At 38.3% G+C, this 13526-nt stretch carries 7 protein-coding genes; 5 read left to right on the top strand and 2 right to left on the bottom strand.

Going from position 1 to position 13526, the window contains the following annotated elements; all coding sequences use genetic code 11:
• The first annotated feature begins 309 nt into the window (after window positions 1-309).
• The gene (locus tag LVD51_RS08245; RefSeq protein WP_236970741.1) at window positions 310-1752 is read left to right on the top strand and encodes a neutral/alkaline non-lysosomal ceramidase N-terminal domain-containing protein; all 1443 of its coding nucleotides are present in this window, start codon (window positions 310-312) and stop codon (window positions 1750-1752) included.
• A 742-nt stretch (window positions 1753-2494) separates the two neighbouring features.
• Here the strand turns inward: LVD51_RS08245 and pckA are convergent.
• A complete protein-coding gene (pckA, locus tag LVD51_RS08240; protein WP_236970740.1) occupies window positions 2495-4057 on the bottom strand; it encodes a phosphoenolpyruvate carboxykinase (ATP) in 1563 nt (520 codons plus the stop codon).
• 351 nt (window positions 4058-4408) lie between these two features.
• Window positions 4409-5014 carry an RNA polymerase sigma-70 factor gene (locus tag LVD51_RS08235; protein ID WP_236970739.1) on the bottom strand — a complete coding sequence of 202 codons (606 nt, stop codon included), beginning with the start codon at window positions 5012-5014 and terminating at the stop codon, window positions 4409-4411.
• A 393-nt stretch (window positions 5015-5407) separates the two neighbouring features.
• Between LVD51_RS08235 and LVD51_RS08230 the strand changes: the two genes are divergently transcribed.
• The 4 genes from LVD51_RS08230 to LVD51_RS08215 all read left to right on the top strand — a co-directional run bounded on the left by LVD51_RS08230 (window position 5408) and on the right by LVD51_RS08215 (window position 13478).
• Window positions 5408-6445, top strand: coding sequence for a FecR family protein (locus LVD51_RS08230; protein ID WP_236970738.1), 1038 nt, complete (start codon window positions 5408-5410; stop codon window positions 6443-6445).
• 134 nt (window positions 6446-6579) lie between these two features.
• Window positions 6580-10176 (top strand): SusC/RagA family TonB-linked outer membrane protein, encoded by a 3597-nt coding sequence (locus LVD51_RS08225; protein WP_236970737.1) that lies wholly within the window; start codon window positions 6580-6582, stop codon window positions 10174-10176.
• A gap of 27 nt (window positions 10177-10203) precedes the next feature.
• Window positions 10204-11907, top strand: coding sequence for a RagB/SusD family nutrient uptake outer membrane protein (locus LVD51_RS08220; RefSeq protein WP_236970736.1), 1704 nt, complete (start codon window positions 10204-10206; stop codon window positions 11905-11907).
• A 140-nt stretch (window positions 11908-12047) separates the two neighbouring features.
• Window positions 12048-13478 (top strand): neutral/alkaline non-lysosomal ceramidase N-terminal domain-containing protein, encoded by a 1431-nt coding sequence (locus LVD51_RS08215; protein ID WP_236970735.1) that lies wholly within the window; start codon window positions 12048-12050, stop codon window positions 13476-13478.
• Window positions 13479-13526 lie beyond the last annotated feature (48 nt).

Below are 13526 nucleotides of genomic sequence, written 5' to 3'. Positions count from 1 at the left end.
GTCTATTGGTCTATTGGTCTATTGGTCTATTGGTCTATTGGTCTATTGGTCTATTGGTCTATTGGTCTATTGGTCTATTGGTCTAAAATGTGTATAGTAGTTCGGGGGATTAGGAGGGGAGAAGGTCAAACTTTTGTTTGTAGCGTTTAGTGGCCAATGATGGTTGAAGGTCGATGGTGAATTGTTATGCTAAATATGAGAATAGAAAATCAATGAGTTAATAATTTTTTATATAAAAAACTTTTAACTTGAATTTTTATCAATATACTTGACCGTATATGGTCTTTCAATATCATTATTTTTTTAACTATGAATGCATCCAATCAGCCTACGCGACGCCATTTTCTTCGAAATGTAACGGCTTTGTCATTATTCTCTTTATTGCCATCTTCAATATTTGCCGATGTCAAATATAGAGGAGATAAAACTCGCGAAGGATTAAATGAGGAGGATGAAATATGGCAGGTAGGAATTGGAAAAAGAGTCATCACCCCTCAGACCAAAGTTTGGTTGGCAGGTTATGGGTATAAGCGAGTACCTTATGGTAAAATTCACGACATCTATGTCAAAGTAATGGCTCTAAAAAGCAATGATGGGAAGATGGTCGTTATGGCTACTACTGATCATCAAGGAATGTCAAAGACCGTGTACGAGAGTATTTACAATAAGGTGTATCAAAGGTATAAGATTCAGCGTCGAGATTTTATGTTGACTTTTTCCCATAATCATTCTGGTCCGCGATTGACCGATGATTTACACGATTATTATCCAGTAGAGGCTGAACAGGAAAAATTGGTGGCTGAGTATTCGGAATGGACGGCAGAGCAGATCGCTGATGCTGTCGGGGAGGCATTGAGCAATTGGCAGGATGCACGATTATATAAGGGGGAAGGAAAATGTAGTTTCGCCGTCAACAGGCGAGAAAATGTGGAGTCCGAAGTAATAGCTATTCGAGAAAGGGGTGAAGAACTCAAAGGTCCAGTTGATCATTGCGTACCTGTATTGGCTCTGAAGGGGTTGTCGGGACATCTTATCGGAGTGGTATTTGGGTATGCGTGTCATCCTACAACAATTTCCTTACATACATGGAGTGGAGATTATCCGGGATTTGCACAAATTAATATAGAAGATCAATATCCAGGTACGGCGGCTATGTTTTTCAATACTTGTGGTGGCGATCAGAATCCCCTGCCTCGAAGGACGGTAGAATTATGTCGTAAATATGGAAAGATGTTGTCCGACGCTGTGGCCGAGGTGTTAAGCCAACCTATGGAACTGATTTCTTCTCGATTGGAGTCGGGTTTTGAATACGTGGATTTGGCTTATGAGGAGATGGCAACCAGAGAATCCCTGATACCATTATTGGATAGTAAAAATAAAATTCAGGCTCGATGGGCGAAAAGGATCTTGGCCAAGATGGATGCGGGGATACCTTTGTCTACGACCTATGCGTATCCTGTGCAAGCTTGGAAATTGGGGAAGGAGCTTTTGCTTATCGGTATAGGAGGGGAATCGGTCGTTGATTATTCTCTGAGATTTAAAACGGAATATGCTGAGCAAACGACCTGGGTATGTGGATATGCCAATGAAATGGCGGCTTACATACCATCTCATCGGGTATGGACGGAAGGTGGCTATGAAGGAGGTCCACATTTGGACGAGTATGGCCATCCTGCATGGAAATGGGCCGAGGATGTGGAGGATCGAATCGCCAATACGGTGGCCAAGGTCGTCAATGGCTTATCTAAATAGATGAAGCTGTAAATTAAATTCTGTCTGTTCAAAATCTATACCACTCCGTCAGTTTTTATAAATACTCGTCATGTCCACTGTGGCATGACGAGATTACATATATTTCGCTTCCATTTGGAAATGCTATCACGCCTCGATACAATGGAATTTTTCAAAGGTTTTGCATAACAATCACGCCGGAGCCAGTGGCGAACCCTCCCGAGGCGCACTGACCTCGGCTCCTTCAATTCTATTATATTATTATTGAAAAATGTAATTTTATCCTTGTCAATTTTATGCTATCTCGTCACAGCACAGTGGCTGGGACTTCACTCGCCCAATGTCCTAAATGGACATTGGATACTACGTATTTTGCTCGTTCACACCCGGAACGCGGAGGCTTACCCACCCGAAACACGGAGGTTTCGGTTCCTTCATCATTGACCGATTTACGGTCAATGGCTCTCCGAGCTTCATTCAGTCATCCTCATCAAAGGTCGATTTACGACCTTTGATCCTTCGGATTTTGCTCGGTCATCCGTAGACCGATTAACGGTCTACGATGCTTTGCATTTTGGTCGTTCACATTGAGGGTATTTGGTCACTACGTGACTTCATTCAGTTATATTCAGTCATGGATTTTTACTCGGTTATCTTTCGATTTATTGTAGAGACACAAAACTTTGTGTCTCTACAATACTTCCAATTTAGACGCAAGGCATTGGGTATTAATCCCGATCTATCATTCGCCCTACCTATATCTTTACTTCGGTCCTGCATCGATCACTTCTTGACGAGCTCTTTCCTCAAATTTTTTGAAATTGTTTTTAAACAATTGGGATAAATTTTTGGCCATTTCATCGTATTCGGATTCATTGCGCCAAGTATCTCGTGGATTGAGTATGGCATTGGGTACATCGGGACAAGACTGAGGTACTTGTAGACCAAAAATATTGTCGTCTTTGTAAGTTACATCATTGAGGGCTCCAGACAATGCGGCTTTAATAAGGTTTCTGGTGAAGACCAGCTCTATTCTCGAACCTACACCATATGGACCACCAGTCCATCCAGTATTGACCAACCATACTTTTATTTTGCCATCACCGCTATCAATGCCTTCTTCTAATTTTTCTCCCAATAAATCCGCATAACGAGTAGGGTGAAGAGGAAGGAATGGCGATCCAAAACAAGCTGAAAAAGTGGCTTGCGGCTCGGTAATCCCTGTTTCTGTACCGGCTATTTTGGCTGTATATCCACTTAGGAAGTGGTACATAGCTTGGGTATTATTGAGCTTGGATATTGGAGGAAGAACACCAAAAGCATCACAAGTCAAAAAGAAAATATTGCGTGGAATATCGCCTCGCGAATTGTACATGATGTTTTCTATATGATTGATAGGATAACTTACCCTAGTATTTTCTGTAATGGATTTGTCGCTGTAATCCGGAGTTACGCCATCGGCTTTGAATCCAATATTTTCTAATAGGGCGCCAAATTTAATGGCCTTGAAAATCTGAGGTTCCTTGCCAGGCGAGAGGTCGATGGTCTTGGCATAACAGCCCCCTTCTAAGTTGTAAATATTGGAGGTAGACCAACCGTGCTCGTCGTCGCCGATGAGTCGACGGTGTTCATCGTTGGACAATGTGGTCTTTCCAGTACCAGACAAACCAAAAAATAAGGCGGTATCGCTATCTGGGCCCACATTGGCGGAACAATGCATGCTCAATACCTTACGCTCCTCGGGTAAAATATAATTTAAAACAGAGAATATCCCCTTCTTAATTTCCCCGGTATAGGCGGTTCCTCCGATTAGGATGATTTTTTTAGTGAAATTGATTATTGAAAAATTCTCTTGTCTGGTGCCGTGGATATTGGGATCGGCTAATACACTTGGAAATGACAAAACCGTCCAATCTTCTTTGAAAACCGCCAATTCTTGCTCAGAAGGCCGGAGAAACATATTGTGTACAAAAATATTTTGCCATGGATATTCGGTATGTATCTTGATATGGAGTTTGTATTTGCTCGATGCACAGGCATACACTTGTCTGGTAAAATATTCTGGAATGCTCTCCATATACTGAGTCATCTTATCGTACAACATGTCAAAATAATGTGGAGCTATAGCAATGTTTATCGGTCCCCAATCTATGCTGTCTTTGGTATTGCTGTCTTCCACAATGAATCGATCCTTGGGAGATCGTCCAGTGAATTTTCCAGTGTTTACACATAGAGCGCCTGCGTCACTCAGCCTACCTTCATGTCTTTCTATGGTTTTTTGGACAAGGGCTGCTGGTACGAGATTAAGGTTTTTGTTAGCAATCATATCAATGGTATTTTATAATATTCTTTTCAGTGAGTAAATGATAGACAAAATTAGGATTATTCTTCGAGTACTAAATGTGATTTGGTAGGTAAATATTATTAATTGTTTATTTTTGACTTTAAATATCTATTTTTTTGGATAAAATGCAAATAATTTTATTGTTATTATGTCATATGATTAGTGTGAGTTGGATTTATACTGACTATTAATCATTTTAATTTATAGCAAAATTAAAAGCCTTCTACTAATGCAACTAATAGCTAACGGGATTAAATAGATAATATATTGCCTATTCTGCCAGAATTGAACAGATGGAGAGAAGTGATGATATTTAATAATGAGATTGAAGGATTAGATCACCCAAGATAATATGGTCATGACCATTAGGGAAATTATGGTGTCGTATTCTGCAAGGTAATTTCTGAGGTGTTTAAGTGCCTTGGTGAGGTGGTTTTCTACTGTTTTTTTGGTGATATGGAGTTGTTCCGCTATTTCCTGATTGGGAATATGTTGTTGTCGGCTCATGCGATACACTTGTTGGCATTTGGGGGGTAAACTGGCCAAACTGGATTCTATTAATTCTTTTAAATCAGATAGATTTTGCATTTTTTCAGCCATTGGTTGGTCTGATTCTGACATAAAGGCTCTAAAATCATCAGCGTAGTGCTTCCTGACTTTTTGAGATCTCATAATATTGAGCATCTTATATTTCACCGCAGAGTGGAGGTAGGAAGACAATGAGGTTTTAATCTCAATATTTTCTCGTTTTTCCCAAAGATATAAGAATACTTCTTGCAATACTTCTTCGCTACTACTGTGATCGTGGAGATGGTTATATGCATATCCATAGAGTTGTTCCCAGTACTTTTGATATATCTGTTCAAATGCCTGAGAATGTCCTTTGCTCAGACCTTCTAGCAGATAAGTGTCATCCAACAGGTTTTTTATCACAGTCATAGCATTTGTTTAGGGCATACAAATAATCCAAACAATGGAATACAACGAAGAGATATTGTTTAAAGTCATTTCGATAAAAATATAAAAATATATTATTTATTTAATACAGAACGAATGAAATCTAATATTTCGTAGAATAATCTAGTCTCCTTTTATTCTAGTTGCTTATGATATCATTGTGGTTGACTGTTTTGTCCTTAGGCAGTAGCTTTTTTTAAAAATAATAAAAAAATTGTATAAAAGTGTAAAAGGTTGATATTTAGTTGTGTACTTCGAATTTGGCGCCGGAAGTAATATTTTTTTATAAAAAATCTATTGTTAAGTAGGTGTTAACTATTTGTGAAGTTACTTACTATTGAAAGCAATAGGATGGTCTCTGCAATTTAAAAATATATGACTGACGAAGAATTCGAAAAAATAATCCAGCGATACAATGACGGACTTGCCAGTCCCGAAGAAATTTATTGGCTGGAGTCTTGGTTGAAACACCGATCGCAAGAAGGGTTGTTTCAAAATATCTCTCCATCCGAGAAGGAAAGGATTAAAAGAAATCTTTACCATGAAATGGTAGGCAAGATTGAATCTTCCCAAAGCAGTACTATTGATTTAGAAAGAAGGAGAAAACGCAGACCATTATTCTATATGGTTAGGGCCGCTTCAGTATTGATTATCCTCAGTTTATTTGGACTGATCGCTAAATATGTATGGCAGATCTACCATCCAGAGGTCGTGACGCTGGAGGTTCAAAGTAGTTCGGATAGTGGAAGTAAAAAAGTATTGTTGGCAGATGGAAGTATAGTGTGGTTGAAAGGTGAGAGTCGATTGACTTACCCCAGTCAATTTTCCGATACCATGCGTATGGTTACATTGGAAGGAGAGGCATTATTTGAGATCAGTAAACAAACGATGGATGGATCAGAAATGGGCATTCGAAAGCCTTTTGTTGTGTTGTCTGCAGGAATAGAAACCCGAGTGTTGGGGACGAGCTTTAACATTCGAAGTAGGGAAAATGAAACTGAAGTTTTTGTATTGACGGGTAAGGTAGCGGTTTCCGATACATTAGGGAAACAACGTATAGAATTGTTGCCCAAGGAAAAGGGACTCTTTCAGAGAAAGGAAAATTTATTGCAAAAAATGGAGTTGATGCCAAGCAATGAAGGAGTGGTGTCCACTCAGTTAGAAGAATATGTTGCTGGTACTGAATACGATATGCATTTTGACAATGTAAAGATGGTAGAGGCTGCTCAACGGATCGGGCAGAAATTTAACATAAAAGTGGTATTGTCTTCCAATATGGAGGCTTGTATGATACGAGCCGATTTTACAGATCAGTCATTGGATAAGACTATGGATATGGTGGCCGAAGCACTGAATGCAATCATACATCATTCGGGGGAAGTGTATACCATTAATGGACCAGGCTGTAATTAGTTAGAACAAAATAAAAATTGAATCATATGGCAAAGAAAACCTAATATAAAAAAACAGGAATGCTGCAACATTCCTGTTTAGAGGCCGAAAAGCCTTTATTTTTTATTGAATCACAACAAAAAACATTTAAAGATATGAAAATTATTTTTACTAAGGATTCGCTAATATATGTAATTATGCGATTTTCTGCACAGCAGTTAATATTGTTATTATTCTTCTCCGGACTGGCCTTTGCAGGCGTTTCCGATGCTCAAATATTGGATCGAAAGGTATCTGTAGAATGGGAGTCCATTCGATTGGATCAAGCCCTTCGCTCCTTAGAATTGCAAACCGATGTACACTTCGTATACAGTGTCAATGCAGTAGAAATGGACAAAGAAGTGGTCTTTCAAGCAGCCGACGAATCTCTGGGCCAAGTCTTGCAATCCATTTTAAAACCCATCGGCATTCAATATGTGGTCAAAGATGAAAATTATATCGTTCTCAAAAGGGAAACGATCCAGCGAGTAGAGACTTTGCCCAATAAAATGGACTATTTTGGACTTAAGCAACTAAAAATTTCAGCCCTCACTGTCTCTGGATTGGTAACAGACTCTGAAGGACAGCCTTTAATTGGTGTCAATGTATTAGAAAAAGGAACAGATAATGGTGGTGCTTCTGATTTTAATGGTCGTTTTTCTTTGGAAGAAGTGTCTGAACAAGCCGTATTGGTGTTTTCATATATCGGATATCAAACACAAGAAATCGTTTTAGCTGGAAAAACAGTTCTAAATGTAACCATGTTGGAAGATGCCCAGACATTAGATGAATTAGTAGTTGTGGGGTATGGTACACAGAAGAGGGTTAATTTGACTGGTGCAGTAGATGTTATTAGTAACGAACAAATACAAGATAGACAAGCTAATACTGTTTCTCAAATTTTACAAGGTCAATCTCCGGGTTTAAACTTTAGTCCTGGCATCAATGGATTTGAACCAGGAGCTTCATTGGATATTAATATCAGAGGGATGGGATCCTTAAATGGTGGCAGTCCTTTTATATTAATTGATGGTGTCCCCGGTAACATGGATTTGATAAATCCTGAGGATATTGAATCAATTTCAGTACTTAAAGATGCGGCTGCTTCTGCTATTTATGGAGCTCGAGCTCCCTATGGTGTGATTTTGATAACAACTAAGAGTGGAAAGAAAAATGAAAAAATAAGTGTAACCTACTCGGGGAATGTGTTTTTGAACACGGCCTCTCGTTTGCCTGAAATGTTGGATTCATATACCCATGCACGTATTGTAAATGAAGCGGGTGAAAACTCAACTGGTGGCAGATCATTTACGGATGATATTATCGACAGAATGATTGCATTTCAAAATAATGATGTCGATTATTTACGACAATTTACAACACCAGATGCGACCAATTTTGAAACCTATCCATTGGCTAATGGTACTTGGTCTGGTTATGATCAAGCTTATGGGAATTATGATTGGTATGATGAGCACTATGGATCAAGTATCAATCAACAACATAATATATCGATTAAAGGCGGATCCGAAAAGACGTCCTACTATTTGTCTGCCGGAATCTTAGATCAAGAAGGTATTATGAATTATGGCGTTGATTATTATAGAAGATATAATATTATGGCCAAAATTAACACCAAACTTACTGATTGGTGGGATGTGAGTTATAACACTCGTTTTATCAAATCTCCAAGAGAAGCTTTTAATGCGGGTGCAACCAATGGTTACTCTCTTCAGTTTAGACAAATTGCAAGAACATTTCCAAGTGAAGCGAAATACGATGGTAATGGTAATTATGCGCAAGGATCTAATATTCCTGGAATCCTAGATAGAGGTTCGGATAAGAAAACAACTACCGAAAACTGGCAAACAATTGCTACTGAAATACGCCCCTTGAAAAATTGGCGGATCAATGCGGATTTTTCATATTCTTCGAGAGTGAATGAGTTTTCAGATCGCATTTTGTCATCACGCATTCATCAGGTTGATAAGAGTGTTGTGCTTACGCCACCTCAGTTTACTAAGATCACTCAAACATTGACGAATAATGCCTATTGGGCATCGAATGTTTATACGTCCTATGACTGGAATATTAATAGCAATCATAATATATATGCATTGGTCGGTATGCAATATGAATTAAACAATTATCACAACCTTAATTCTGCTAGGAGTCATTTGACCAATTTGGATGTGCCTTCGTTGAATACTGCTATTGGGGATGTAGTTGCTAAGGAGGCCATAACTCATTCTTCGACTCAAGGATATTTTACTAGATTAACCTATAATTTTCAAGAAAAATACTTAGTGGAAGCCAATGCGAGATACGATGGAACTTCAAGGTTTAAAGAAGGTAAAAGGTGGGGGTTTTTCCCGTCCTTTTCTGTAGGTTGGAACTTGGATAAAGAGGCTTTTTGGACGCCTATTCAAAAACATGTCAATGCATTTAAATTAAGAGCATCATGGGGACAATTGGGTAATCAACAAGTATCACCTTATCAAGATATAGCATTGATCCCATACCAAGCCGATAAATTGGATTGGTTGTTTAGCTATGGAGGGACTCGGAAAATAGGATTTACTGGAACTCCTAGTATTGTTAGCCCTTCATTGACATGGGAAACGGCTACGACCAAAAATATTGGGATCAATGCCAGTTTCTTTGATCATAGATTACAGACGGATTTTGATTTGTTTGAGCGCAATACAGAAAATATGATTGGCCCATCCGAGCCTGCGCCCAACGTTTTGGGAGCAAGTGTACCTCGTTCAAATAATGCGAATTTGAGATCTAGAGGATGGGAGCTTTCTTTGAAGTGGAATCAAGTGGTTCAAGGCAAGGATTTGTCATGGTTTGTAGGAGTAAATATCTACGATGTTAAAACCATTGTTACAGAATATTTAAATCCTAACAATTTAATTACAACATGGTATCCTGGAAAAGAAGTTGGAGAAATTTGGGGATATACCGCAAATGAGTTGTTTAGAGATCAAGCTGATGTCGATTCGTATTTAGAAAAAGTTGATATGGGATATATCTTTAATAATTGGTATCCTGGTGACCTTAAGTATCTTGATACCAATGGAGATGGAGCCGTTAATAAAGGTGCCAATACTTTAGATGATCCAGGTGATCAAAAAATTATCGGTAGTGAAACACCTCGATATCAATATGGGATCACCGCTGGTATGAATTATAAGGGATTTGATTTTTCTATACTTATGAAAGGTACTGGGAAACGAGACTTTTTCTTCCCTGAAGGTGGGAATAATATTAGATATTGGGGCTTGGATTGGTTGCCTTTTACAACGATTACGCCAGATCATTTAGACTATTATAGAGATCGACCAGGGGATAAGTATACTGGATTGTATGAAGGAGATGCCAATATCAATCTAGATGCATTCTGGCCACGTACCTATATAGTCAATGGCCATAATGATAAAAATCGAAAACCAGCTACTAGGTATTTAGCAGATGCATCTTATTTGCGAATTCAGAATATGCAGATTGGTTACAATCTTCCGGCCTCACTTCTGCAGAAATATAATATTTCCAAAGTGAGAGTGTATGTGTCGGGTGAAAATTTGGCCACATTTACTGATTTGATTAAGGGAATTGACCCTGTCGCTTTGGTTGGGTATGCCGGTGGAGCCGGTCAAACCTATGGAGCTGATAGAGTATTTTCTATGGGCTTGACGATTACACTGTAATTGATCTATTAAACTAAAAGATAAATCATGAAAAAGCTATTTATATATTTTATATTTCTTTCTATTGTTACTTCATGTTCAGATTCATTTCTGGACCGACCACCATTGGATGCTACCAGTGAGGAGTCCTATTGGCGTTCTTCCCAGGATTTGGAAAACTATATCGTTCAATTTTACGAGGATTTTCCAACCCATTTAGATTATCAAAATGGAAATGGTTATAATATCAGAGATGCTGACAATGCTATTGTAGGGACTCCTAATTCAATATTGAATGGGGAACGAGGATCGGTGGGCGGTACTTGGCGGTCAGATTGGACAAGAATCCGTGCCGTTAATTTATTTTTTGATAACTATGAAAGATGCGAAGACGATTATGAGGTCTATAAATCAATTGTTGGAGAAGCTCATTTCTTTAGAGCGAGGTATTATTTTGAATTGGTTAAGAAGTATGGTGACGTTGCATGGTATGACAGTGAATTGTCGCCCAACGATACTGAGCTGCTTACAAAGCCAAGAGAACCACGAACGGTAATTGTGGATCATATATTGGCAGATTTGGATCAGGCAGTTGACATATTGAAATTCAAATCAGAAGTAGGAAATAATAGAATTAATAAAGAAATGGCCCTAGCCTTTAAAACGAGAATTGCTTTGTATGAAGGTACTTGGCAAAAATATCATGCTAATACCATTTTTGGAACACCTAGTGCCGATCCCAATAAATATTTTCAAGCTTGTGTCGATGCAGCAGAAGAACTCATTAATAATGGGGATTACCAAGTGGGATTACATAATGATTATTACGAAATGTTTGGTCTTGATGATATGAATAGTGTAGATGAAATTTTGTTTTGTCGAAGCTTTAGTTTGGCAGATGGAGTGGGGAATGATATGCAATACGCGACGATTAATAATCCCAATGAAGTCGGTGTAACTTGGAGTCTAGTGACTTCATATCTCGATAAAGAGGGGCATCCATATGACTATTTGGAAGTGGCGAATACAACTAAAGGGAATGCCTTCCTTTCGAAAATAGCCGTTGATATTGATCCACGATTACATGCGAGTGTATGGGCGCCAGGGGATCTTTGGATCGCTAAGGATAATCTAAATTTTGATAAACCCCAAATTACAGGATCTGGATTGAGCTTAAATACAACAGGGTTTCAATTGAAGAAAGGTTCAAATCCCCATTCTCCAGGAGCAGGTTTAGGGGGAAGATATAGTGAAACCGGCTATATCTTATTTAGATATGGTGAAGTATTATTAAATTATGCTGAAGCCTTGAATGAGTTAAATGGTCAGATTGCTTACACTGAATTAAATCAATTACGTGCTAGAATAGGTATGCCAGAGTTTACCGTTCAGCCACAAAGTGCAGATCCTAACCTATTAGACTACGGTTATCCTATATCCGATGCCCTTTATGAAATAAGACGCGAAAGGAGGGTAGAATTGGCATTAGAAGGCTTGCGCAGTATGGACTATATGCGTTGGGCAGCTCATGCCTTATTTAAAAACAAAAGGCCGAAAGGTTATCCTTTTTCTGAGGAAGATTTTCCGGATTATACAACTAAGGTAAAGTTGGATGAAAATGGATTGATTGATTTCTTTCAAACGGCTATCCCCAACGGCTATCAATTTAGAGAGAATCAAGATTATTTGAGTCCTATTCCTACTACGGAGTTAACATTGAATAAAAATTTAGTTCAGAACCCAGGGTGGTAATTACTCTAGATTGAAATTACAATAATGTTATTTTAAAAGTATTAAAATGTAAAAGTGTCTGAATACAATATAAAATCTGTATTCAGACATTTTTTTTATATAGAATTCGGTTTTTATTAAAATGAAATAATTAATCTTAAATGGATATATTGAAAATTCTTGGTCAGTTTTTTTTCTTCATTGTTGGGTTGTCAATACAGGGCTTCGGCCTAAATGGTGTATTCCAAGCAGGGGCATCAAAAATTGACATCACTCCACCTATTGGGACTAAAATATATGGTAATTGGGTTCAGCCTTCGGCTAAACATATACATGATCCGCTAAATGCCAAGTGTTTGGTATTAGATGATGGTGTTTCAAAAATAGCATTAGTTGTAGTTGATGTGGTAGAAATCAATAAGCGTATTATTGAGGTGGCTAAGGATTTTGTAGTTGCAGAAATAGATTTTGATAGAGAAAATATTTTGGTTTCAGCTACTCATACTCATTCTGGCCCAGGTGCGATGGGCGATGAATATTTGCCAGATGACGCACATCTAAATCAGTATAGTCAATTTTTGGCAAGGAAAATAGCGGATGCCATTATTATAGCTAATAACAATAAAGAGCCTGCTATGATCGCTTGGGGAGGTATTGAAGTGGACGATTATGTTTTTGTGAGACGTTGGATTATGAAAGATTCAGTCTACAGCCCTTATGGCACAAAAGATATTGTCAAAATGAATCCTGGTTTTTTGAATCCTCAATCATTGAAACCCGCAGGTGTTGTGGATCCTGAACTATCCTTTATTTCCGTTAAAGCTTTATCAGGACGTCCGATCTCTGTATTGGCTAATTATTCCTTGCATTATGTTGGGGGTGTTCCGAAAGATGAAATTTCGGCTGATTATTTTAGTTTATTCGGTGATTACTTAGATGATTTGATGTCAGAGGATGTCTTATTTCCTCGATTTGTGGGCATTATGTCTAATGGAACTTCGGGAAATATTAATAATCTTGATTTTAGTAAGGAGGCAGAGGGTCATCCTCCCTATGTGAAAATGAATCTAGTGGCCCAGGATTTGGCAGCTAAAGTATTTAAGGCATTACAAGAGGTGGAATACCAATCCTGGGTGCCTATCGATGCTAGGCAATCGATGATAAGGCTAAAGGTAAACCGGGCAACTCCTGAAGTTATGGCTAATGTTGCGAAAATTCAAGCCCGTCCTGATTTTCAAAAGCCCTATTATTCTAGATACGAGAAGATGTATGCACAACGTGTATTTGCAATGGAAGCCAACTGGCCCGATTCTATAGAGGTTCTATTGCAGGCTTTTAGAATAGGGGATTTGGGTGTAACAGCCTTGCCTTTTGAAGCATTTTCTCAAATGGGGTTAGAATTAAAACAGAAAAGTCCTTTCAAGGATTGTTTTACGATTGGACTAGCCAATGGATGTCTAAACTATTTGCCTACTCCTGAAGAAATTGATATGGGAGGTTATGAAACATGGCCGACGATCAATCGTGTGGAGAGAATGACTTCTGTTAAAGTCACTGAAGCCTTATTGGAACTCTTAGATGACTTAAAATAGGCCGTTAAAAATTAGATGAATTTATAAAGGACATAAAAAGAGTTGTTT

Origin of the sequence: Membranihabitans marinus (assembly GCF_021729155.1) — a bacterium.
Classification (GTDB): Bacteria; Bacteroidota; Bacteroidia; order Chitinophagales; family Saprospiraceae; genus Membranihabitans; species Membranihabitans marinus.
This window is presented reverse-complemented; position numbering and strand designations above follow the sequence as displayed.

Coding starts and splice junctions, on each gene's coding strand:
- LVD51_RS08225 (WP_236970737.1), top strand. CDS start 6,580: ATGAAAATTATTTTTACTAAGGATTCGCTAATATATGTAATTATGCGA.
- LVD51_RS08245 (WP_236970741.1), top strand. CDS start 310: ATGAATGCATCCAATCAGCCTACGCGACGCCATTTTCTTCGAAATGTA.
- LVD51_RS08235 (WP_236970739.1), bottom strand. CDS start 5,014: ATGACTGTGATAAAAAACCTGTTGGATGACACTTATCTGCTAGAAGGT.
- LVD51_RS08230 (WP_236970738.1), top strand. CDS start 5,408: ATGACTGACGAAGAATTCGAAAAAATAATCCAGCGATACAATGACGGA.
- LVD51_RS08220 (WP_236970736.1), top strand. CDS start 10,204: ATGAAAAAGCTATTTATATATTTTATATTTCTTTCTATTGTTACTTCA.
- pckA (WP_236970740.1), bottom strand. CDS start 4,057: ATGATTGCTAACAAAAACCTTAATCTCGTACCAGCAGCCCTTGTCCAA.
- LVD51_RS08215 (WP_236970735.1), top strand. CDS start 12,048: ATGGATATATTGAAAATTCTTGGTCAGTTTTTTTTCTTCATTGTTGGG.